At 51.1% G+C, this 23,731-nt stretch carries 13 protein-coding genes; 9 read left to right on the top strand and 4 right to left on the bottom strand.

Going from position 1 to position 23,731, the window contains the following annotated elements; all coding sequences use genetic code 11:
- Window positions 1-11: 11 nt before the first annotated feature.
- Together CLC93_RS13085 and CLC93_RS13080 are read right to left on the bottom strand one after the other, a co-directional pair.
- Window positions 12-1,001, bottom strand: a complete 990-nt coding sequence (locus CLC93_RS13085; protein WP_095506428.1) for an NADP-dependent oxidoreductase — start codon at window positions 999-1,001, stop codon at window positions 12-14.
- Between the two features lie 102 nt (window positions 1,002-1,103).
- Entirely contained in the window at window positions 1,104-2,009 is a 906-nt protein-coding gene (locus CLC93_RS13080) for an aspartyl protease family protein (protein ID WP_095506427.1), read from the bottom strand.
- Between the two features lie 261 nt (window positions 2,010-2,270).
- On the opposite strand from CLC93_RS13080, the gene CLC93_RS13075 reads away from it, so the two are divergent.
- Window positions 2,271-2,879, top strand: coding sequence for a glutathione S-transferase family protein (locus CLC93_RS13075; protein ID WP_095506564.1), 609 nt, complete (start codon window positions 2,271-2,273; stop codon window positions 2,877-2,879).
- Window positions 2,880-3,024: 145 nt separating this feature from the next.
- Here CLC93_RS13075 and CLC93_RS13070 read toward each other — a convergent pair whose 3' ends face one another.
- Complete coding sequence (locus CLC93_RS13070) at window positions 3,025-4,041, bottom strand: linear amide C-N hydrolase (RefSeq protein WP_095506426.1); 1,017 nt, start codon at window positions 4,039-4,041, stop codon at window positions 3,025-3,027.
- A gap of 235 nt (window positions 4,042-4,276) precedes the next feature.
- On the opposite strand from CLC93_RS13070, the gene CLC93_RS13065 reads away from it, so the two are divergent.
- On the top strand, window positions 4,277-5,149 hold the full coding sequence (locus CLC93_RS13065; protein ID WP_095506425.1) for a LysR family transcriptional regulator: 873 nt from the start codon (window positions 4,277-4,279) through the stop codon (window positions 5,147-5,149).
- A gap of 190 nt (window positions 5,150-5,339) precedes the next feature.
- On the opposite strand, the gene CLC93_RS13060 is transcribed toward CLC93_RS13065, so the two are convergent.
- Window positions 5,340-6,959, bottom strand: coding sequence for an alpha-glucosidase family protein (locus tag CLC93_RS13060; protein ID WP_095506424.1), 1,620 nt, complete (start codon window positions 6,957-6,959; stop codon window positions 5,340-5,342).
- A 206-nt stretch (window positions 6,960-7,165) separates the two neighbouring features.
- Here CLC93_RS13060 and CLC93_RS13055 point away from each other — a divergent pair, with 206 nt between their 5' ends.
- The 7 genes from CLC93_RS13055 (at window position 7,166) to CLC93_RS13025 (ending at window position 23,660) form a co-directional block, all read left to right on the top strand.
- Window positions 7,166-8,662, top strand: a complete 1,497-nt coding sequence (locus CLC93_RS13055) for a tryptophan halogenase family protein (RefSeq protein WP_095506423.1) — start codon at window positions 7,166-7,168, stop codon at window positions 8,660-8,662.
- Window positions 8,663-8,992: 330 nt separating this feature from the next.
- On the top strand, window positions 8,993-11,749 hold the full coding sequence (locus CLC93_RS13050) for a TonB-dependent receptor (protein ID WP_095506422.1): 2,757 nt from the start codon (window positions 8,993-8,995) through the stop codon (window positions 11,747-11,749).
- Between the two features lie 369 nt (window positions 11,750-12,118).
- On the top strand, window positions 12,119-14,917 hold the full coding sequence (locus tag CLC93_RS13045) for a TonB-dependent receptor (protein ID WP_095506421.1): 2,799 nt from the start codon (window positions 12,119-12,121) through the stop codon (window positions 14,915-14,917).
- Between the two features lie 115 nt (window positions 14,918-15,032).
- Window positions 15,033-17,633 carry an alpha-amylase family glycosyl hydrolase gene (locus tag CLC93_RS13040; RefSeq protein WP_095506420.1) on the top strand — a complete coding sequence of 867 codons (2,601 nt, stop codon included), beginning with the start codon at window positions 15,033-15,035 and terminating at the stop codon, window positions 17,631-17,633.
- Window positions 17,634-17,793: 160 nt separating this feature from the next.
- On the top strand, window positions 17,794-19,674 hold the full coding sequence (locus CLC93_RS13035; RefSeq protein ID WP_095506419.1) for an alpha-amylase family protein: 1,881 nt from the start codon (window positions 17,794-17,796) through the stop codon (window positions 19,672-19,674).
- 10 nt (window positions 19,675-19,684) lie between these two features.
- Window positions 19,685-22,054: a glycoside hydrolase family 31 protein gene (locus CLC93_RS13030; RefSeq protein WP_095506418.1), complete on the top strand. Its 2,370-nt coding sequence runs from the start codon at window positions 19,685-19,687 to the stop codon at window positions 22,052-22,054.
- 106 nt (window positions 22,055-22,160) lie between these two features.
- Window positions 22,161-23,660: an MFS transporter gene (locus tag CLC93_RS13025; protein ID WP_095506417.1), complete on the top strand. Its 1,500-nt coding sequence runs from the start codon at window positions 22,161-22,163 to the stop codon at window positions 23,658-23,660.
- Window positions 23,661-23,731: the final 71 nt, after the last annotated feature.

Here is a 23,731-nt window from a genome sequence, read left to right as displayed (position 1 = left end):
AGTGCTTAGGCTTACAGTTCGACGATCAGTTTGCCTGTGTTTTCGCCTTTGTATAGCATATTCACCCCAAGCTTGGCCGACTCCAATCCTTTCAGGGTGTGGGTTTTAAAGTCCAGCTGTCCGGCTTGAAAATAAGGCATCAAGCCTTGCACAATTTCTCCGACGCGATGCATGTGGTCGGTAATGGTAAAACCTTCAATGCGCGCGCGGCGCTTGATAAGATTTATCCAGCTCGGTGCTGGGGTTGGGGTAGGCGAGTGGTAATCGGCAATCAAACCACACACTGCAATTCTGGCGTGGGGATTGATACGTGCGTACACCTCGGCTTGCAGCGGCCCGCCGGTATTCTCAAAGTAGCCATCGACACCTTTAGGTGCTAGTTCATCGAGTTTGGCGCCAATGTCATCGGTTTTGTAGTTAATTACACCATGGCATCCCAAGGATTTAAGCCAGGCGCACTTTTCGTCGCTACCAGCACTGCCAATCACATTTAGCCCATCGGCGATGGCCATTTGCACCACCACAGACCCCACGGCACCGGCAGCGCCGCTCACTACCAGAGTTTGCCCTGGAGTTAGCCCCAGAACATCGGCGTAGCCGATATAAGCGGTCATGCCTGGCATGCCCAAGGCTGACAAAGCCAGCTCTGGCGACACACCAGGAGGGACCACAGACAGGCCCGCACCGCTTGAAACTATCTCTTCGCTCCAACCGGTCATGCCACTGACCATGCTGCCAAGCGGATACTGTTCGTTATTGGACTCGACTACCTTGCCAACGCCTAACGAGCGCATCACCTCGCCAATCGCCACCGGTGGAATGTAGCTTTCAGTGTCTGGGCTGACCCAACCGCGCATCGCTGGGTCTAACGACCAGTGGCTAACCGCCACTCGAAACTCACCGTCTTTCAGCGCAACCGACTCAAAGCTTTGAGTAACAAAGGTGCTTTCATCTATGTAGGCCTTGGGGTACTGGGCCAGAGTAATGGCTTGAAATGACACGACATGTCTCCCTTAATCATTGTTATCAGGGCATAAAAAAGCCCCGTTGACACCAGCATAGCAGCGCTAGCGAACGGGGCGTAACTCTAATTTAATTTAGAGTTAGATAGTTTCTGGCAGACCTATGTGCATGCGGCCTTTGGAGTAATCCATGGTGATGACATAGTTTTTTAGTACATCGTAACCAATCAGGCCGTTTACACGCTTACCGCGGAACGACGGTGAGTTGCCAATCGAGTTTTCTAGGTTACTCAGTGACTGGCCCTGAGCAGGGATCGCCGCTAATACGTTTTCTAGGTTATAAGGGCCGAAGGTCATGCTTGGCAGACGGAAAGTATCTACCTTGACGTTTTTTACCACCGCGCTTGAGTCTACTGGCAACTTGGTCCAGCCGTTTTCCTCAGCAGTATCACGCTTGGCTACGACACCCGCTTGGCTGCCAGTGTCTAGAAGCATCCAAGTTTCTTCGCCACCGCCAAGTGCTACCTTGATGATTGAGCTACCGGTTTTACGATCGGCGCGCATATCAATATTTTTCAGTTTGTTTAGGTTAACCGCTTTCTTGTCCAGCAAGCGGATTCGCTTGTTGGGGTAGTCGATCTGCAACAGGAAATCGCGGAAGAAGCTCGAGCCCAAAACCACGGCATCAGAAGCATCGCCCATGTCCGCTTTAACCAATTCGTTAACGGTGAACGCGGCTTTGAACATGTTTACTGGCACACCGTTGGCGCTTGCCTGTGTCTGGCTGCCGTCGGCGCCTTTAACTTTGATTTTTGGTCCCTTGTCAAAGCTTAAGCCGTTGGCTGCTAAAAAGGCATTGTTAATGCCTGACAACTCAGCACCTGAATCGATAATGGCGTTTGCACTCACGCCCTCAATGGTTACAGGCATTTTGATTTGCCCGTTATCAATGTTGAACTCAACCCAATCGCCCAAGCCTGCAAAGGCTTGTGTGTGGAGCAGAGTCATTGCCACTGCGGCAATCTTTAGCACACGACTAAACTGCATCTTTTCGACTTCCCTATTGTTGGTTTTTTTATACTGTCTTGTAGCGGCATTGTTACTAAAATTGACGCTTGACGCAACGAGAGGGCGCTTCTTCGGGCAATAAAACGTCAATTTTTCATGTCTACGCTGTGTGATGCTAATGTAACGACTAAAATTGCTTGAAAAAGCGTCAAAGTGACGATCTTTAGTCAAAATTTTGTCGCCTCAAGCCGGTGAGATTGTGAGACAAGGAGATACTCAATTATGAGCCAGTTCGAATCCATGAAGCTTTACCAGACCAGCATGACGCCCAGCGCGATGCGGGTGACTTTATTCCTTAAAGAGAAAGGGATCGAGATTCCCGTTGAAGAAATTAATGTGCGCGAAGGGGATAACCTTAAAGTCGAGTTTCAGGCAATCAGCGCCAATGGTCGAATTCCTTTATTGCAACTGGATGACGGCAGCTACTTGAGCGAGTCTATCGCTATTTGTCGTTACATCGATGCGCTTTCACCGGACGACAAAGGTCTGTTTGGCAGCGACCCAAAACAAAAGGGATTGGTAGAGATGTGGAACCGCATGGTGGAGCTGCAAGGCTTGATGGTGGGGTTTCAGGCGTTTCGCAATATCACAGGTATTTATCAGGATCGCGAACGGGTCATTCCCGAGTGGGGCGAAGAGTCCAAACTAAGGCTTGGCGAATTCTTACCCACCTTGGAAAATCGCTTAGCTGAGGCTGAATACCTCGCCGGTGAGTTTTCCATCGCTGACATTAGCTTGTGGGCCATGCTCAAAGTGGTTCAAGCCTTGGGTATCGAGTGGCAATCTCAGTATCCCAATTTGCAACAGTGGCATCAAAGGCTTGCTAAGCGACCGGCATTTCAAGCGTAACGTCGGCCAAGCAGCTTGTGGCCAGCAAAGACTGAGCAATGGAGTCGCTTACCCGAATACCGCTTTTCCCGTTAGAATGGGGCTCTAGATTAACGATAAAACCCAGCCCCAAGGCTGGGTTTTCTGTTAGCGATTCTTTTAGCAACTATTTGAACTGCTGGAACTCAACTTTATTAAACTCTGTTTTACCAAACAGTTGGAATTCCTCGTACTTCACTTTGCTGAAGTCTAGCTCCGCTAGGTTAATTTCGCGGATTACCATGTTGTCATAGGTGCGGTAGAAGTAACGTTTGTTGGCGATGTCGCCTACACTGCTCCAAGAAACAAACTGCGGTACGTCACTCACGTGACGCCAGTACAAAGCACCTTGTGGAATGTCAAAGGTGTTGGCTAACGTCCAAGCGCGGGCAATGCCTTGCTCATCGGTTTGCACGCTGTCATCGTTTTGGGTGTGATTAAAAGCAACCGCTTTTTGGAAACGTCCTTCAATGGACATATCAAATGGGTGGAAGTTGGCTTCGGAGAAGCGCACTTTACCTTCATCCAGCAGGCTATTAGCCAACATTTCCTGTACGTCGTAAGTCGGCTCGTTGGTCATTACACCCAGTTTGTTCTCAAAAATGTTCGGGTAGCCAGAGTCGTCTAGGTATTCAACCACGATTGAGCGCTTGTTATCTGTGATAACAAAGTGCACGCCGACGTATTCTCCGAGCTCAGGGATGGCCTTGAAGATAGTGTTGTGTACCTTAGTTTCTTTTAGCGCTTTTTCTGCTTCGTCTACCGATTTGAAGTTACCCAGTACATAACCGACCACTTCGCCTTTGTTGATATCACCACTTCCCTCCGGAGCGTATTGAGAAACGCCTAGCGCTAACATCGACATCTGTAGGCCGTGCTCATTCATGCCATCGTGCAAAACGTCGACGTACAAGGTGCTGACAAAACCGTATTTGGTGGTGTAATTCTCGCCTTCAAAACCGCGTGGAACCAGGGCAAACTTGCCGTCCATCGTTCCCGGCCATTCTTGCGTGCGAGCGGTAAAGGTATTGTCTTGACCGTTTTTGAAGTTGATGTAGGTACAAGCAGAGGCTTGAGCGCAGGCAAAAGTGGTCGTTGCAGCAACCACTGCGGTTATTAGAGCTTTCTTAAAGGTCGATTTCATAACGAGTTCCTGGTGACTTTAGTACAGTGCACAACATCTACAAAGCGCATTTGTGGCACAGACATCTGTTAACTTGTGGTCATGATGCATGCCAATTTCCTATATAAAAAATGCATAATGAATGATAAAACCCTGCATAATGCATAGTCGTAAGGTTACATGCTGGCTCAAAAGAACAGCTTTTGCAGCGTATCTTCTGCTCATTGCAGGCTAAGAAAAATTTGGATATGACGAAATGAACTACTCAATAGAGCTAATTAAAGCCTTTGTCGAAACCGTCAAAGCGGGTAGCTTTCGCCAAGCGGCGCTGAAAATGGGCAAACACCCCACCACTGTTGGCCAACAAGTGAGCAATCTGGAAATTGATACCGGGCTTGAGCTTTTTGATCGCAGCCACAAAAAGTTCACTTTGACCACTCACGGTGAGCTTTTGTATCAGCGGGCGTTGCCAATCATTGATGGTTATAGATCTTTCTCCGAACAGATTGACAGCTTTCATCAAGGGCTACCTGCCAGAGTCTCAGTAGCAATTGATGCCAACCTGTGTGGAATTGGTTTGACGAGCACCTGTGCCAAAGTCATCAAAAAATACCCCAATGTGGACTTGGCAGTATTCAGCGGCGACTCCACTCAAATTTTCAATCTGGTGCGCAGTGGCGAGGCCGATATCGGGGTGGTGATTGCCTACCCTAAACGAGAACGAGACATTCAATACTCACATGTACAAAACTTTGAAGTTTGCTGTATTGCGCCAGTGAGCTGGCCGAATGAAAAGCTGACTCATCAATCTTATCTGAAGCTGCCTCAAGTGGGCTATATGTACATGCAAACCAGTGAGGCGGCGATGAACCATACCATCAGCGACCAGTTCCACATGGTGCAAAGCGTGCATGATGCCATTGAGCTGGTCGAGTCAGAGATGGCATGGGCAATCATCCCAGCCCACTTCGCCGAGTTGCCCGTAGCGCAGGGGCGTGTCAAACGTTTTGAGAATGATGACATGGTTGACGACAGCCAATGGTGGATCGAAGCGATTCGCCCGGTTGGCAGTCAAGACACTGTGGTGCATCGAGAAATACTCGATGCTCTTTATTCAAGGCGAAAGTGAGGTGGTTTCAATTCAAGCCATTTTCCGGCTTTCGTTTTAAGTGCTTCGGATGGGTTTATATAGCGCCCATGCAGCCTAACGGGCGAGGGTGAGCGACTATCTAAACAATACAAATCGGGATCTAACAAGTTAGATCCCGATTTGTATTAGTCCAACCCTGCGGTGGGTTATACCCTGCCGAGGCTAATCGCTACAGTTCAGCGAAGTAAGCGCCAAAGCCCGGTAACGATAGCGAGTTGGCGTCAGGAGTACCGCTGAGCACAGGTTGCTCGCTCACCGGCGCTGCATTAGCTAGTTGCTCAAGCTCAACTGTTACATCTTCCCCGCCTAAGTTGAATACGCAAAGCATCGACTGATCATCGCTACTGCGTACAAAGGCCAAAATTGGCTCGGCAGTTTCCAGGAATTGAATATCACCGCGAACCAAGGCCGGGAAGGCTTTGCGCCACTCGGTAAAGCGACGGAAGCTATTCAATACCGAATCAGCTGCGCTTTCTTGCGCGTCAACGGCTCGGTTTAAGTGGGCATCAGGGATAGGCAACCAAGGCTCGGCGTTTGAGAAACCGCCTTGCTGTGCGCCTGCTTGCCAAGGCATTGGCGTACGGCAGCCGTCGCGGCCTTTAAAGGTTGGCCAGAAAGTAATGCCGTATGGGTCTTGTAGCAACTCGTATGGAATATCCGCTTCTGGCAATCCAAGCTCTTCGCCTTGGTAGATGCATACACTGCCGCGCAATGAGCAGATCATCGCGGCCAGCATCTTGGCTTGAGCTGGGTTTAGCTCGCCGTTTTGGCTCCAGCGGCTGGCAACACGAACCACGTCGTGGTTGCTTACAGACCAACATGGCCAGCCTTGTGTCACTTGCTTTTCAAGGTTTTGAACTGTGCTGCGAATGTACTCGGCGCTGTAATCATCGGTTAGCAGCTCAAAGCTGTAACCCATGTGCAAACGGCCTTCTTCTGTATACTCAGCGGTTGTGGCCAGCGAGTCTTCAGCGCTGATCTCGCCCAAGGCAGCCGTGCCTGGGTAGCGGTCCATCAAAGCACGCAGCTTTTCAAGGAAAGGCAGGTTCTCAGGCTGTGTATTGTTGTAGTAGTGGTACTGGAAGGCGTACGGGTTGTCAGGCGAGAATCCGCGGCCCACTCGTGCTTCCGGTGGCTTGCCCGGGTTGTCGCGCAACTGAGCATCGTGGAAGCAGAAGTTGATTGCATCCAAGCGCAGGCCGTCAACGCCGCGCTTCAGCCAAAACTCTACATTATCTAGTACCGCTTGTTGTACGTCCGGGTTGTGGAAGTTCAGGTCAGGCTGGCTCGATAGGAAGTTATGCAAGTAGTACTGCTGACGACGCGGTTCCCACTCCCAACCGCAGCCACCAAAGATGGATAGCCAGTTGTTTGGTGGAGTACCGTCGAGATTGGCGTCTGCCCAAACGTACCAGTCCGACTTGTCGTTAGTGCGGTCTTCGCGAGATTCGATAAACCAGGCATGCTCGTTTGAGGTATGACTGAGCACTTGGTCAATCATTACTTTGATGCCAAGTGAATGGGCTTTTTCCAATACTCGGTCAAAGTCTTCTAAGCTGCCAAATAGCGGGTCTACGTCGCGATAATCGCTGATATCGTAGCCAAAATCCTTCATTGGCGACTTAAAGAAAGGAGATATCCAAATGGCGTCAACGCCTAGACTGGCGACATAATCCAGCTTCTCATAAATCCCCTGTAGATCACCCACACCATCGCCGTTGCTGTCGGCAAAGCTGCGTGGATAGATTTGGTAGATGACGGCTCCGCGCCACCAGTCGCCTGCACTCATGCGAATTCCTTATATCAAACTGGTTGCCTGTGGGTGTCAAATGCGTCGAGACTGGTTAAGCTAGCCGCAGGCAAGGGTGTAATTAACTCTATAACCCTAATGCCTGCCGCTAGCTTTTTCACTGTGCATACGTATGCAGGCCAAACGCGATGTGAAATATGCTTTATTTCAGAGGGTTGGCGTTATACCGGAATAGGGAGGTACCAATGCATTCAAAACATACCCATAACAAGCTAGTAATAGTTGGTGGCGGCAGTGCCGGATGGATGAGCGCGGCCATGCTGCGTCGCTTGCTGCCCAAGTCCATCGACATTGAATTGGTGGAGTCGGATCAAATTGGCACCATTGGCGTTGGCGAGGCCAGTATTCCGCCGTTGACTCTGTTTAACCAAGGCCTCGGGATTGCCCACAAAGATTTCATGGCGGCCACCAAAGCCAGTATTAAGTTGGGCATTCAGTTTGAGGGTTGGGGGCGCGAGGGTGATTCCTACATGCACGCCTTTGGTCGTTTTGGCAAAGATTTAGGTCTAGTGCCGTTTCACCAATACTGGTTGGCGCAAGGCCAAGCCGCTGAAACCCTTTGGGATTATTCGCTGAACTATCAAGCGGCAAAACGCAATAATTATGCAGAGCTAGAACAGCTGCCTAATGCCCCTTGGGCTGGATTAGTGCACGCCTATCACTTTGACGCTGGGCTTTATGCCAACTTTTTAAGTCAGCAAGCACAAGCGGCTGGAGTAAAACGCACCCAAGGTCACATCGATAAAGTCAGCCAGTGTCCCGATTCTGGAGACATTACTGGTTTAACCCTGACTGACGGTACTCAAGTCAGCGGTGACTTTTATATCGACTGCTCGGGCTTGCACGCTTTGCTCATTCAAAAAACGCTTGGGGTTGGATTTGACGACTGGTCTCATTGGCTACCGGCCGATCGCGCTTGGGCAGTCCCGAGCGAGCGGCAAGCTAACACGAGACCCTATACTCGCTCGATTGCTCATGATGAAGGCTGGCAGTGGCAAATCCCACTTCAGCACAGAATTGGCAACGGCATGGTCTACAGCAGTCGCTTTATTAGCGATGAGGACGCCAAGGCACAGTTGATGGCCAACTTGCCCGGTAAGCCATTAGCCGAACCTCGACTGATTCGCTTTCAAACCGGTCGTCGTCGCAAGGCCTGGCAAAACAATTGTGTAGCCATTGGACTTTCAGCGGGCTTTTTAGAGCCTTTGGAGTCCACCAGTATCCATTTGATTCAATCGGGTGTGCTGCGTTTGGCCAAACTCTTCCCGAGTGGCGACAGTTACCAAGCGCTCGCCGACGAGTTTAACCGTCAAAGCGAATTCGAATACTCACAAGTGCGAGATTTTATTATTCTGCACTACCATCTCAACCAAAGAGCTAATGGTCGGCTGTGGGCGCATTGTCGACAAATGACAATTCCTGAGTCACTGCGCCTCAAAATGGCGCTATTCGCCGAACAGGGGGTAGTAACTCGTAACAGCGATGAGCTGTTTGCCGAAGAGGCTTGGTTGCAGGTGATGCTAGGTCAAGGACTTCAGCCCGAGCGCGCCAATGCGCTCACCGGCACAGTAAGTGATGCCGATCGCGCCGAATTTCTGTCCAATGTTCGCCAAATCATGGCCCACGCCAGCGAGCAACTCCCGTCTCACGATCAGTACCTGAACCAATTTGGTGCAGTCTAAAAAAGCAAAAACCTAGGTCGATGGCGCCAAAATGACGCACCATCGGCCTTTTTCTTCAGCCTTGCCTAGTTTTTATCCTGTTCTGTAAAACTGCCCGCAAACCCTTGTGAAATAAGGCCTAGATCAAATTCTATAGGATTCATTGAGTTAGCTTTTGTGAATGAATACGTATGCACAAGTTTGTTCGATTTGTTACATGCTGTTTACCATCTGTTAATGAAATGTTCCGGTGAGATCCGTAATGAGGCAGGCGTTAGGCAACTTGCCCCATCAAGGTGCGAAGCGGTACCGGTCAAAAAATTACTCTAATAACACCCAAGGGGAGAGACCATGTCACACTTTAAGCCCAGCATGTTGACGCTGGCATTGGCCGCAGCCGGTTGCTGCAGCATGGCCCATGCCAACGAAGCCGATGCGACAGCCGGCGCACAGGATGAGAAAGTAGAAGTGATTACCGTCAAAGGTATTCGCGGCTCAATGGCTCGTTCGCAGCAGCTGAAAATGGAAAACAGTTCGATTGTTGAAGCCATTTCTGCCGAAGAAATCGGTAAGCTACCTGACGTTTCTATTGCTGAGTCTTTGGCTCGTTTGCCAGGTTTGGCGGCGCAGCGTCTGGATGGCCGTGCCAACGTGGTCTCTATTCGTGGTCTTGCACCTGATTTCACCACTGCCACCCTTAATGGCCGCGAGCAGGTAACCATTGGTGATAACCGTGGCGTGGAATTTGACCAATACCCATCAGAGCTTATTAACGGCGTTGTGGTTTATAAGACCCCTGACGCAACCGTGACCGCTCAGGCTCTAGGTGGCACCATCGACCTACAAACCATTCGCCCACTGGCTTTTGGTGAGCAAGCCTTCACGGTTAACTTGCGCGGTGAACAAAACGATCTAGGTAAACTGAACCCGGACGGCAAAGATACTGGCTATCGCGGCAGTATCTCTTACGTTGACCAGTTTGCCGACGACACAGTGGGTATCGCTATTGGTTACGCCAAGCTGTACTCGCCAAACCAAGAAGAGCGTTGGAATGCCTGGGGTTATCCAAACCTGGATTACAACGAAGACAACCCACTAGTGCTGGGTGGCGCTAAGCCATACGTTCGTTCTAGTTTGCTTGAGCGCGACGGTGTAATGGGCGTTATCGAGTTCCAGCCAAACGACCAGTTCCGCTCTATGCTGGACGTGTATTACGCCAAATTCAATGACACTCAAATCTTGCGCGGTACTGAAATCCCAGGTCAATGGGGTGCAGGTTGGGCCAACGATGGTATCGGTAATGCCGTTACTGAAAATGGCCTAGTCACTTCAGGTACCATCCTGAATTCTAAGGTCTTGGTTCGCAACGACGTTAACCGTCGTGAAGCGGATACCTTCAGCATTGGCTGGAACAACAGCTACGAATTCAATGCCAACTGGAACGCCGAAATCGACTTGGCCTACTCCAAAGCCGACCGTAAGGACTGGGGTTTGGAAACCTATGCCGGTACCAGCCGTGGCGCGGGTTGTACTCCTGGCGGATGTGAAGATCTTCCATTCCAAATGAATGGCGAGCGCGGCGCGACCTTTATGCCGGGCATCAACTACGCCGATCCAAGCCTGGTTCAGCTAGGTGGTCCATTCAACTGGGGTAACAATGTGACTGTCCCTGGTGATGCGCAGGACGGTTTCATCAACACTCCAGAAATCAAAGATGAGCTAAAAGCGGTTCGCGCCAGCGTTCAGCGCATCATCGACAACGGTCCTATCGCTAGCGTAAAAGTGGGTGTTAACTACACCGAGCGTGACAAATCGAAAGAGGACCGCGGCTTCTTCCTGACCCTAAAAGACTACCCAGCACAGACGCCTGTGCCGTCACAGTTCCTGCTAAACCCAACCTCTTTGGGCTTTATCGGCATGGGTAACATTCTGAGCTACGACGCGCTAGGCCTGTATAACTCTGGCTTCTACACAGAAACCAGCGAAGGTTTGACCGTTGCTAGCCGTGCGACCAACTCTTGGGGCGTGAAAGAGAAAGCCACTACCGCATTTGCAATGGCTAACATCGACACCTCGCTGGCTGAGCGTATGCTAACCGGTAACTTCGGTTTGCAAATGGTGCGTACCGAGCAGTCGTCGACTGGTTTTGCGGTGACGCAAAACGACGATGGCACAGTTTCACTGCAGCCTTCTACCGGTGGCGATACCTTTACTGAGTGGTTGCCTAGCTTGAACTTGAGCTACGAAGTGGCCGACAGCCAAATGCTGCGTTTTGCTACTGCGCGCACCATGTCTCGTCCGCGTATGGACCAGATGAACGCTGGTTTGAATTTGAGCTATGACCCAAGTCTGGCGGGTAGCGTGGACATTGAGAACTCGCCTTGGAGTGGTGATGGTGGTAACCCGAAACTGCGTCCATTGATGGCATGGCAGTTCGACTTGGGCTACGAGTACTACCTTGATGGCGGTTATGTCGCAGCTGGTGTATTCCACAAGAAATTGGATAGCTACATCTTTAGCGATGGCGTGTTGTATGACTTCAGCCAGTTTCAGGTACCAGATCCACAGCCAGAATTGCGTGAAGGTATCGTAAACGTACCGGCCAATGGCAAAGGTGGTTATGTTCAGGGCATCGAGCTTTCCGGTCACTTTACCGGTGAGATGCTAACCGATTCGCTGCAAGGTTTTGGTGTGATTCTAAGTGGTTCTTACACCAAATCTGAAGTGAAAGAGACCAACGACTCAGAGCCTACCAAGCTACCTGGTTTGTCTGAGAAAGTGGCCAACGCTACGCTTTACTACGAGAACTATGGTTTCCAAGGCCGTGTTAGCGCTCGTTACCGCTCTGACTTCCTAGGTGAAGTGACTGGCTTGTCGCTAGCGCGTACCCCGGTATTTGTTAAAGCAGAAACCGTGGTTGATGCCCAAGTCGGTTACGACTTCTCTGAGTCTGGCATCGATGCCTTATACGGTCTGTCGGTACTGTTTCAGGTTAACAACCTGACCAACGAACCGTTTGTTACCTACCAGAACGAAGATGCTCGCCAAATCCGTGATTATCAGGTTTATGGCCGCAACTACATGTTAGGTTTCAGTTACAGCCTATAAGTTAGTTTACCTCTCCCTAACAAAAACCTCTGCCAGAGTAATTTGGCGGAGGTTTTTTATATCCGGCGGATTTAACAATTGGCCGGAGAGTCAGTTCCTTCGGGCTTGTTCAGTAGTTCCTCAATAAATTATTGCAACTCATCCACTTATAAAACGAGTCGAATATTTGCTCTATTTTTCGTTTACCGAGCTGGATCGCAATCTTGACGAGATTTTTACAGATTCGCTTCCGAGGATGCGTTTTTGTGACTGAATACGTATGCATTGGTTTTGGAAATGTGAGCAAGCTTGCTTAGTATCCTGACATCTGCGAATTCAAGCGCAGTTAAAACAATAACAATGAAATGATTTCCAAAGGGGAAGGAAGTAATGTCATTCAAGCCAAGCGTTATCACTATGGCCTTGTTGGCTGCAGGTGTTTCCGTTTCAGCCTACGCGGCTGAAGACCAAACTGCTGCACAAGCCGAGCAAGCTGTTGAAGTAATTCAAGTTAAAGGTATTCGCGCCTCAATGGCCGCATCGCAGATGGAGAAAATGAGCAACACCTCTATCGTTGAAGCGGTTTCTGCCGAAGACATTGGTAAACTGCCAGACGTATCGATTGCTGAGTCGCTAGCTCGCCTTCCAGGCGTAACTGCGCAACGTCTAGACGGTCGCGCCAACGTAATCTCTATTCGTGGCCTAGCGCCAGACTTCACCACCGCGACTTTGAACGGCCGTGAGCAGGTGACCATTTCTGATAACCGCGGTGTTGAATTAGACCAATACCCTTCCGAACTTCTTAACGGTGCTGTTGTTTACAAGACTCCAGATGCAGGCGTATTAGCGCAAGCCATCGGTGGTACTGTGGACATGCGCACCGTGCGCCCATTGGCGCATGGCGAGCAAGCCTTGGTAGTTAACTTAAAAGGCGAGCAAAACGACATGGGTGCGCTGAACCCTGACGGTACCGACAAAGGTTACCGCGGTTCGATTTCTTACATCGACCAGTTTGCCGATGACACCATTGGTATCGCCCTTGGTTATGCGCGCATGAAGTCGCCAAACCAAGAAGAGCGCATGCACATCTGGGGTTACCCAGAAGTTTGTTCTGAAGGCGATGCCAACGACGGAAAATGTGAGCGAGACGATCGTACCATTATGGGAGGCGCTAAGCCTTATGTTCGCTCATCAGTCCTTGAACGCGATGGTTTCATGGGTGTGTTCGAATTCAAGCCAAACGACAAATTTCATTCTGTGTTGGACGTGTTTTACTCCAAGTTTGACGATGAGCAGATTCTGCGCGGCGTAGAAATCCCCGGCGCCCACTGGGGTAACGGTTCTGGTAATAACGGCTTTGAAGTAATTAACAGCCGTAATGGTGTTGTTACCGAAGGCGTTTTGAAGAATCAAAAGCTCATGCTTCGCAACGATATTACCGAAACCAAGTCAGATGTTCTGTCGGTGGGCTGGAACAATGCATACGAAATCAATGACAAGTGGTCAGTTGAGCTAGACATCGCTCACTCTAAAGCGGACCGTCGCAAGTGGGCTTTTGAGTCCTATGCCTCTTCTAGCCGAAACGCGCAAGATGGCTGTGCGAATGATCCAATGTGTCTGGACCTAGGTTTCAAGATGACCGATCGCGGCCCGGTATTTATCCCGCATCCTAACCTAGAGTTAGACAATCCTGCCTACATCGGTTTAGGTGGCCCTTATAACTGGGGCAATAACGCGGTTCCATTAGGGCAAGACGGCTTTATCAACGAAGGTACCACCAAAGACGAACTTAGTTCGGCACGTTTTTCAACCACTTACACTACTGACAATAGCTTCATTTCTGCAGTTCGTGTGGGGTTGAATTACTCTGAGCGTTCTAAGGTTAAGGACTACACTGGCACCTACCTAGCAGTAAACGAAGATAAGCTAGGTGCCCGCGGTGTTACGCCAAACGCGATTCCAACTCAGTACTTGCTCGACCCAACAAACCTAGGCTTCATCGGCCTTGGCAATATGTTGTCGTATGACTCACGTGCGCTACTTCGCGACGGTTACTACACCGGCATCAACGCTGCTGACGTAGAGCTGGGTCGCTCGGTAGAGAACTGGGGCGTGACCGAGAAAGTGACCACTGCGTTTGTGAAAGCTGATATCGACAGCGAAATCGCTGGTCGTCCTTTGCTGGGTAACGTAGGTGTTCAAGTGGTTCACACTGACCAGTCTTCAGACGGTATCCGCAGCAACATCAACGACGGTAAAGTGGTTAAGCAGAATGTAACTGATGGCACCAACTACACCGAACTATTGCCCAGCTTGAACCTGAGCTATCAAGTGATCGATGGTCATCAAATCCGTCTGGCGGCGGCTCGTACTTTGGCCCGTGCCCGTATGGACCAAATGAAAGCCAGCTCTGATGTGAATTACGACGCTGAAAAGTCCAATAGCACTGATATCGAGAATTCCCCTTGGAGCGCAAACTCTGGAAATCCTCACCTTAAGCCTTGGATGGCTTGGCAGTATGACTTGGGTTACGAAGTGTACTTCGGTAGCAGCTACGTCGCCGTTGGTGCTTTCTACAAGCAATTGGAAAACCACGTATACAGCCAACAAGTCATTGGTGACTTTAGCGATATTACTGTGCCCGACCCACAGCCAAATATGCGCGAGGGTTACGTGAATACCTACGCTAACGGCGAAGGTGGTTACATTCGCGGCCTAGAATTCTCTGCCCACTTAAACGGTGAACTGCTGCACGATGCCTTAGAACCATTTGGTTTGATCATCAACGGTGCTTACAACCAGTCTAAAGTTCGCGAAACCAAAGATTCTGACCCAATTGCTCTACCAGGGCTGTCTGAGAAAACCGCTAACGCGACGGTTTACTATGAAAACGCTGGCTTCCAGGCGCGTGTATCTGCTCGCTACCGCAGCGACTTCCTAGGTGAAGTGTCTGGCGTATCGCTGGCTCGCGACATGCGTTTCGTGAAAGGTGAAACCTTGGTTGACGCGCAAATCGGTTACGACTTCTCTGAGTCTGGTATCGACGCGCTATACGGTCTGACTGTGTACCTGCAAGGTACCAACCTGACCAACCAGGAATTCGTGACTTACGAAAACCACCCAAGTCAGATTAAGGACTACCAGCTATACGGCCGTAACTTCATGTTGGGCGTAAGCTACACCTTCTAAGCAACCTAAATTAGTTTGCTTACCTACAACACCTCAGCCTTTGTGGCTGGGGTGTTTTTTTATGCGATGAGTTTCGGCCTATACTGGCTGAACTTTGTTAATGGAATACTGAATTATGTCCCTGCTAAAACCTCTGATTTCTGGATTGAGCCTGATGGCTTGTGCTCAGGTGGCAGCGCAGCCATTGGGCCCTTTGCACGTGCCATCACCTGACTGGCGCGATCAGGTCATCTACTTTGTGCTCACTGACCGCTTTAACGACGGCGACCCGCACAATAATGACCAAGGGGCAGGGGTGTATGACCCGAGTAAGGGAAGTCATTACAGCGGTGGCGATCTGCGCGGGATCAGTGCCCAATTGGATTACATTCAGGCCTTAGGCGCGACGGCGCTGTGGTTAACCCCGCCGGTGGCCAATCAATGGTGGTATCCCCGCGGCAGTTACGGCGGTTATCACGGTTACTGGGCGCGCAACTTTATGCAGGTGGACGAGCACTATGGCAGCTTGCAGGATTATCAGCGTTTATCGCGCCAACTCCATGGTCGCGATATGTATCTGATTCAAGACATAGTGGTGAATCACACAGGAAATTACTTTGGTTATGACGGCGAGTACGACCCCAATGATACCGCCAAAAACTTTGCGCTGTTCAACGAAGAACACCCCGGTAATCGCTTCCCGACACAAGCGCCTTTTGCCCATGTTGACCGCAATAATTCAGAGCATGTGCAAACGAATGCATACCACTGGACGCCGTCCATTCAGGACTACCAAGACCCAGTTCAAGAGTTTACCTATCAGCTAGCCAGCTTGGCGGACATCAACACCTCAAACCCGAAAGTACGCCAGGTGTTAAAAGACAGCTACCGCTACTGGATTGATCAAGTGGGGGTGGATGCCTATCGCGTCGATACCGCCAAATACGTGGAGCACGACTTTTGGAACGATTTTCTACACAGCGATGACGGGGTATTTGCCAAGGCTCGCGAGACCGGTCGCGAGCATTTCTTAGCCTTTGGTGAGATTTTTGATGGCTCAGCACCCATGGACAACGCTGGTGAGCGTAAACTGGTCAGCTTTTTAGGTAGTGACGCCAAGCCCGAACTCAATTCGGTGATTGGCTTTCCGCTGTATTTCGAACTGTCCCGAGTCTTCGCCCAAGGCCAACCGGCCGCCCAGTTGGGCTATCGCCTAGAGCAGGCGATGGCGGTGTATCCAGACCCGTACGTGATCCCCAACTTCGTCGACAACCACGACACCGCCCGCTTTTTAGCATCGGGTTCTATTCCGGCGTTTAAGCAAGCGCTGGCCACCATTTTTACCTTTGCCGGTATTCCGGTGATCTACCAAGGCGATGAACAAGGCTTTGTGCAAACCAGGCGCGCTATGTTTGCTGGCGGTTATGCTAACGATAATGACCAGTTTGACACTCAAAGCCCCTTGTTTCGCTTTATTGCGGATTTAGCTCGTCTGCGTACATCGCAAAAAGCGCTGACTCGAGGGGATTTTAAGTTACTCAGCGCTGAGACCAGCGGCGCTGGGGTGATTGCATACACTCGCAGCTATCAGAACGACACTATCTTAGTGTTGTTTAATAGCGCTGACTCGCCGCGACTGGCCAGTGGTTTGGGGCTCAATGGTAAAACCCTGCAACCCCTATTTGATGAGACTCAAGGGTATGTGGAGCAAGCCAAGCCGCAGCCGGGCTTGGATACCTTAGAACTGCCCGCTCGTGCGATTCGAGTGTATCGAATCAGCGGTGAAGCGGTTGCTGCGAATTCAGCCAAGGTTGAAATGACGGTTATAAAGCCCGCGCAAAAAGTACTGACCCAGAATACTGTCATCAAAGGCCGCTTTAGCGGTGGCGATGCAGCGCTGTTTATGTTGGTGGACGGCGAGCTCGCAAGCGCACAAGAACTGTTAGTCGACAATCAAGGCGCTTGGCAATGGACTTTGCCAGTAAGCGATTTGGGCGAGCGTTCGGTAAGTTTGCAGCTTTATTCGCCGGAATTCGGCCAAGTGAGCGAGCCGGTGATCCTGACCACTCGGGTGGAGCAGGCGCAAATCAGGGTTCAAGCCAGCGCTAAAGCCGGTGATGCCAAGGGGCCAAACGGCAAGTATCGCTCGCCGACTCACGCCGCCAGTGGTGAGCAAAGAGACATAGTGGCCGCCGAGGTCCAAGCGGCTGGGCGAATTATGCAGCTGACACTGACCATGGCTGAAATCAGCGATAACTGGCAGCCCACCAACGGTTTTGACAACGTCAGCTTTGCCATCTTTTTTGACCTTGGTAAGCAGGCGAGCAGTGAAGGACTGCGCCAATTGCCGGAACTTGATGCACAGATGCCGAATCAGTCGCGCTGGCACATTGGCCACCGAATCTTTGGGTGGGGCAACGCCCTTTATGACACCCAAGGTGCCGACCAAAAGCACATAGGCCAGCCCCTCACCCCAGTTCCTGTGGTCAAAGTGGACAAATCTGCGAAGCAAATCACTTTGCACTATGATTCCCGCGCCTTTGGTATCCAGTCTTGGTATGGTGTCAGACTGTACGTCACCAGCTGGGATAGAGCTGGAGAAGGGGACTTGCGTCCACTGGCGCCAAATGCCAGCGCTTGGGCCTTTGGTGGTGGCAATGCAAACGAACCCAAAATTATGGACCAGGTCTGGATCGACCTGCCGCAAACCCCCATTCTTACGGGAAATGGGTATTAGCACTTAATTGAATACGTATGCAAAACTTTGCCCATATTAGGGGGCAGGATTACCATCGGTATAACTAAAAACGCCTAATTACATAGCCTGCGTGGCTCGTCGCTCTTGAATAACTGCCTTGGTGTGACGTCGACGAGCCAAAATAACAAAGAGAATAAATATGAAACGCAACGCAATCGCAATCGGTCTGAGCGCCGCATTGGTTGGAGCTCTATCGGCCTGCAGTACCCCAGGCCCAGCTCCCGCGCCTCAAGCCGAAGCAGAACCTGCACAAAAAGCCGTCGTTTATCAGATGTTCACGCGCTTGTTTGGTAACACTAAACAGGTCAACAAACCTTGGGGCACTCTAGAAGAAAACGGCGTTGGTAAATTCAACGACATCAACGACGCCGCCCTTAAGGGCATTAAAGAGCTAGGTGTTAGCCACGTTTGGTACACTGGCGTTCTGCACCACGCAGTGGTTGGCGATTACAGCCAGTACGGTATTTCTACTGACGACCCAGATGTGATTAAAGGTCGCGCGGGCTCTCCTTATGCGGTGAAAGACTACTACGCGGTGAACCCAGACATGGCAGAAGATCCTGCCAATCGTATGCAAGAATTCAAAGCCCTGGTGGATCGCACTCACAATCACGGCATGAAAGTACTGATTGATATCGTGCCAAACCACATTGCTCGTGATTACGTGTCACTGGGCAAGCCTGAAGGTGTTGAAGACTTTGGCGCTCGCGATGACGATTCAGTGGAGTACGCCCGCGACAACAATTTCTACTACGTGGTTGGTCAGCCGTTTGAAGTGCCAGACTGGGAGCAAGGTTACGCGCCGTTAGGCGGTGAAGCCCACCCATTGGCAGACGGGGAGTTTGCCGAAAACCCTGCCAAGTGGACCGGTAACGGTGCTCGTTCGGCCAAGCCAAACCAACACGACTGGTACGAGACGGTTAAGGTCAACTACGGTGTGCGCCCGGATGGCAGCTTTGATTTCCCAACCCTGCCTGAAGGTTACGACAAGCAAGACTTAGCCGCGCACTATGCGTTCTGGGCCGACAAAGACGTGCCTGATAGCTGGAAGAAGTTCAAAGACATCGTTTTGTTCTGGACTGAATTCGGTATCGATGGTTTCCGTTACGACATGGCGGAAATGGTACCGGTAGAGTTTTGGAGCTACCTCAACAGCCACATCAAACGAGTCAACCCTGATGCCTTCTTGTTGGCCGAGGTTTACCAGCCGCACTTGTACCGCGACTATTTGCACAAGGGCAAGATGGACTACCTATACGACAAGGTAGAGCTGTACGACACACTGAAAGACATCATTCGCGGCAGCAAAACCACCGACGCGATTGCACCGATTCAAGCGGGCATGGCGGACATCGAGCACCACATGCTGCACTTCTTGGAAAACCACGACGAGCAGCGCATCGCCACCCCGGATTTCGCCGGTGAGCCAGAGAATGCCCTGCCTGCCATGGTGATCTCAGCCACTTTGAGCACCTCGCCAACCATGCTGTATTTTGGTCAGGATGTGGGTGAGCGCGCAGAGGTTGATGCCGGTTTTGGTAAAGCCACTCGTACCACCATTTTCGACTACTGGGGTGTTGAAGCACACCAGCGTTGGATGAACGGTGGCAAGTTTGACGGCGGCCAGTTAAGTGAGCGCGAGCAAGCCTTGCGCGACTACTACATCAAACTGATGCAATTCACTCGTAACTCGAGTGCGCTAATGGGCAAGTACGCCGAATTGCACACCGCAAACCGAGACAACCCAGGTTACACAAACCAGCTGTTTAGCTTTGCTCGCTGGGACAATAAAGAGCAGTTGATTGTGGTGGCCAACTTTGACCAAAACCAAGGCACTGACGCTCGCTTTGAATTGCCAGCGGCTATGGTGGCCAACTTTGGTCTGGATGACGGTCGCTACACTTTGGTGGACCAAATCGATGGTTCCAAATTGACCTTAAACGTGCGCCAAGGCCAGGGCCAAATTGACCTGCCAATGGCTGCTTTGCAATCACGCATTTTGCTAGTGAAAGCCAACTAAGGAGCAATCGATGAAAAACACTTGGATTGCTCTAGGCGCACTGTCAGTATCTTTGAGCTTTAGTGCAGTTGAGGCTGCGCAGGTACTGTCCCACAAAATCGACGACCAGGCGTTGGTACTGACCACCGACGAAGGTGAAGTGCGTCTGACCGGTTATGGTGATGGTGCGATTGGGGTGCACTACGCACCGACCAATGTGAAGCAGCTGCCATCCTTTGCCATTGACGAAAACGCGCCAATTACCCTTGGTGAGGTGAAGCTCAATGGTGCGGTGATCGAATATCAGCTGCCGCAAATTAGTGCCAAAATTGAAACTCAGCCGCTGAACATCAGCTTCTACCACCAAGGTGAAGCCATTGTCGCCGAAGAGTCGGGCTTGTTTGTCCACGACAACGTGCGCGGCTTTCGCTTTAAGCTGGATGACAGCGAGAAGCTAATCGGTGGTGGTCAGCGGGTCTTGGGCATGGACCGTCGTGGTCATCGCCTACCGCTGTACAACAAAGCTTCCTACGGCTACACCACTGAAGCTGACCAAATGTACTACGGTCTGTCGGCGGTGATGTCGACCAACAAGTACGCTTTGGTGTTCGACAACTCAGCCACTGGCTGGATGGACTTGGGCAAAACCGAAAGCAATGTGATGCAGTTCGAAGCTCAAGGTGGTCGCACCGGTTATCTGGTGGCTGCTGGTGGCAGCTATCCGGATCTTATCGAAAACTTGACCGACGCCACTGGCCGTCAACCTCTGCCTCCGCGTTGGTCACTGGGTAACTATGCCTCGCGCTTTGGCTACCGCACCGAGAAACAAGCCCGTGAAACCGTGGCTAAGTTTATCGAGGAAGATTTCCCGCTGGACGCCATCGTGCTGGACTTGTACTGGTTTGGTAAGGACATTCAGGGCCACATGGGTAACCTGGATTGGGACCGCCAAGCCTGGCCTAAACCTGAGAAAATGATTCAGGACTTCAGCGAGCTTGGGGTTAACACCATTTTGATTACCGAGCCTTTCGTTTTAACTAGCTCCAAGCGTTGGGACGAAGCGGTTAAAGCCGATGCGCTGGCTAAAGACTTTGCCGGTAAGCCGAAGACCTTTGATTTCTACTTTGGTAACACAGGTCTTATCGATGTGTTCAGCGACTCAGGTAAAGACTGGTTCTGGGGCATTTATCAAGGTCTGTTAGAGCAAGGCGTTGCCGGCTGGTGGGGCGACCTAGGTGAGCCAGAAGTCCACCCACACGACACCATTCACAGCGTGGGTAGCGCGGATGAAATTCACAACGCCTATGGGCACGAGTGGGCCAAGTTGGTTTACGAAGGCCTGCGCCAAGCGCAACCTGATAAGCGTCCGATGATCATGATGCGCTCTGGCTTTGTTGGCTCACAGCGTTACGGCATGATCCCTTGGACTGGCGATGTGAGTCGCAGCTGGGGTGGTCTAAAACCGCAAGTGGAATTGTCGCTACAAATGGGTCTGTTAGGCCTTGGCTACACCCACTCAGATCTCGGTGGATTTGCCGGTGGCGAAGAGTTTGACGCCGAGATGTACACTCGCTGGATGCAGTATGGAGTGTTCCAACCGGTATACCGCCCACACGCCCAAGAGAACATTGCGCCTGAGCCTGTGTTCCACGACAAGCGCACCAAAGACATTGTGCGTGAGTACGTGAAGCTGCGTTACCAAATGCTGCCTTACATCTATACCTTGGCCTATGAAAATAGCACCACGGGTATGCCGCTGATGCGTCCGCTGATGTTTACCGACGAAGCCGATGCCAAGTTGTTTGAGCGCAAAGACGCTTACCTTTGGGGTGATAGCTTGCTGGTGGCTCCGGTCACCGACCCAGGAGTTAGCTCAGTGGCGGTGGAGTTGCCAAGCGGTGTTTGGTTCGACTTCTTCAACGGTGTGCGTTTTAACGGTGGTCAGTCGGTTGACTTGCCGGTGACTCTTGAAACCATTCCTGTGCTGGCCAAAGGCGGTAGCTTTATCCCTATGGTGGGCGAGATGGACTCCACCAAAGACTACTCCAGTGCCAACCTGACTCTGCACTACTATCACGACGATAGTATCGCTAAAGGGCAGGGGCGCATGTACGAAGACGATGGTCAAAACCCAGAGGCGATTGCCCAAGGTCAATACCAGTTGTTGGAGTTTGACGCCAACTTTGAGAATCGAGTGCTGACCGTCAGTGTGAATGCCAAAGGGGATTACCAAGGCGCGCCAAAACAACGCCGACTGACCTTGAAGGTTCACAACTGGACTCACGACAGTGCCAAAGTGCAGTTATCAGGCCAGAGCTTACCGGTTGAGATTAAAAACAACACCCTAAGCGTGAGCCTGCCTTGGGACCAAACACAAGAAGTGCTGACTATTACTCGCTAGCCTAGTATTCGTGAAAACCCAGCGGTCGGCTGGGTTTTTATTGGCTTATTGATACTTCCGGCCACAAAGAATCAGCAGAATTCTAAAAAGAATAAGAGGACGTTTCATGGCCAACGAAAAACCCAATTTAAGTTTTTGGCAAATTTGGAACATGTGCTTTGGATTCTTAGGGATCCAGTTTGGTTTTGCTCTGCAAAACGCCAACGTTAGCCGTATTTTTCAAACCCTTGGCGCGGATATGGAAACCATTCCGCTGCTGTGGATCGCAGGCCCGGTAACCGGTCTGTTAGTCCAGCCAATTGTCGGTTATTTCAGTGACCGTACTTGGACTCGCATGGGACGTCGCCGTCCTTACTTCTTGTGGGGTGCGGTATTCACCTCGGCCTCTCTGGTGTTGATGCCAAATTCCAGCGTGTTGTGGATGGCCGCCGGTATGCTGTGGATCATGGATGCGGCGATTAACGTCTCAATGCAGCCTTTCCGCGCTTTCGTTGGCGATAACCTACCTAAGAAACAACAGCCTAAAGGCTTTGCGATGCAAAGCTTCTTCATTGGTGTGGGTTCGGTGGTAGCCTCTATGCTGCCATGGATTTTGGCCCACTTTGGTGTGAGCAACGAAGCCGGCCCTGGCGAGATCCCAGACACGGTGCGCTACGCCTTCTACATAGGTGCCGTGGTGCTGTTTGTGGCCGTGGGTTGGACTGTGGTGTCGTCCAAAGAGTACACCCCAGAGCAGCTAGAAGCCTTTGACGAGCAAGACGCGCAAGAGCGTCCTCCGGTGGTACAGCGCACCGCCGAAGCCTACAACAAAGGCGCTTGGCTGTGGTTACTGCCAGGCCTGATTGGCGCCATTGGGGTTTACCTGTTTGACCTAGATAAGCAGCTGTACATTCTGACCATTACCCTGGCTATCTTTGGTGTGATTCAGTTGGTGGTGGGTAAGCGTCGCGCCGCCGCTAAGCCATCTAACGGCTTTGATACTGTGATGGACGACCTATTCAATATGCCGCAAATCATGAAGCAGCTGGCTTGGGTTCAGTTCTTCTCTTGGTTTGCTCTGTTTGCCATGTGGATTTACACCACAGCGGCTGTGACCGAAGTGCACTACGGCAGCACGGATACCTCGTCTGAAGCTTATAACCAAGGCGCTAACTGGGTGGGTGTATTGTTCGCCGCCTATAACGGTTTTGCGGCGGCTGCTGCTGTGGTTATTCCGGCTCTGGTGCGTCAGTTTGGTTTGCGCAAAGCTCACTTGATTAACCTGCTGTTAGGTGCCGCTGGCTTTATGTCCTTCCTAGTGATCGACGACCCGCGTTACTTGCTGATTTCTATGGTAGGTGTTGGCTTTGCTTGGGCATCGATTCTGTCCTTGCCATACGCCATGCTGGCCGGTTGTCTGCCGGCGAACAAAATGGGTGTGTACATGGGGATCTTTAATTTCTTCATCTCCATTCCGCAACTATTAGCGGCCACCATTTTGGGTCTGATTGTTAAGTTTGCCTTTGATAACCAACCGATTTATGCCCTGGTGGTTGGCGCCGTGAGTTTGGTGCTAGCGGGTATTTGTTCGCTGCTGGTATCGACCGATAGCGAAGAACACGCTTAAAGCCAATTTATTCAAGGCCAGTACTTTTAAGGTCAGTGCTTTTAAGGCCAGTACTTTTAAGGTCAAACTAT

It is taken from the genome of Paraferrimonas sedimenticola (assembly GCF_002282855.1).
Taxonomy (GTDB): domain Bacteria; phylum Pseudomonadota; class Gammaproteobacteria; order Enterobacterales; family Shewanellaceae; genus Paraferrimonas; species Paraferrimonas sedimenticola.
The sequence above is the reverse complement of the archived record's forward strand: the minus strand, read 5'-3'. Positions and strand labels throughout refer to the sequence as shown.

What these genes read in the sequence shown, in the direction of transcription:
- CLC93_RS13060 (WP_095506424.1), bottom strand. Translation starts at nt 6,959, where the DNA reads ATGAGTGCAGGCGACTGGTGGCGCGGAGCCGTCATCTACCAAATCTAT.
- CLC93_RS13075 (WP_095506564.1), top strand. Translation starts at nt 2,271, where the DNA reads ATGAAGCTTTACCAGACCAGCATGACGCCCAGCGCGATGCGGGTGACT.
- CLC93_RS13080 (WP_095506427.1), bottom strand. Translation starts at nt 2,009, where the DNA reads ATGCAGTTTAGTCGTGTGCTAAAGATTGCCGCAGTGGCAATGACTCTG.
- CLC93_RS13070 (WP_095506426.1), bottom strand. Translation starts at nt 4,041, where the DNA reads ATGAAATCGACCTTTAAGAAAGCTCTAATAACCGCAGTGGTTGCTGCA.
- CLC93_RS13055 (WP_095506423.1), top strand. Translation starts at nt 7,166, where the DNA reads ATGCATTCAAAACATACCCATAACAAGCTAGTAATAGTTGGTGGCGGC.
- CLC93_RS13045 (WP_095506421.1), top strand. Translation starts at nt 12,119, where the DNA reads ATGTCATTCAAGCCAAGCGTTATCACTATGGCCTTGTTGGCTGCAGGT.
- CLC93_RS13040 (WP_095506420.1), top strand. Translation starts at nt 15,033, where the DNA reads ATGTCCCTGCTAAAACCTCTGATTTCTGGATTGAGCCTGATGGCTTGT.
- CLC93_RS13065 (WP_095506425.1), top strand. Translation starts at nt 4,277, where the DNA reads ATGAACTACTCAATAGAGCTAATTAAAGCCTTTGTCGAAACCGTCAAA.
- CLC93_RS13025 (WP_095506417.1), top strand. Translation starts at nt 22,161, where the DNA reads ATGGCCAACGAAAAACCCAATTTAAGTTTTTGGCAAATTTGGAACATG.
- CLC93_RS13030 (WP_095506418.1), top strand. Translation starts at nt 19,685, where the DNA reads ATGAAAAACACTTGGATTGCTCTAGGCGCACTGTCAGTATCTTTGAGC.
- CLC93_RS13050 (WP_095506422.1), top strand. Translation starts at nt 8,993, where the DNA reads ATGTCACACTTTAAGCCCAGCATGTTGACGCTGGCATTGGCCGCAGCC.
- CLC93_RS13035 (WP_095506419.1), top strand. Translation starts at nt 17,794, where the DNA reads ATGAAACGCAACGCAATCGCAATCGGTCTGAGCGCCGCATTGGTTGGA.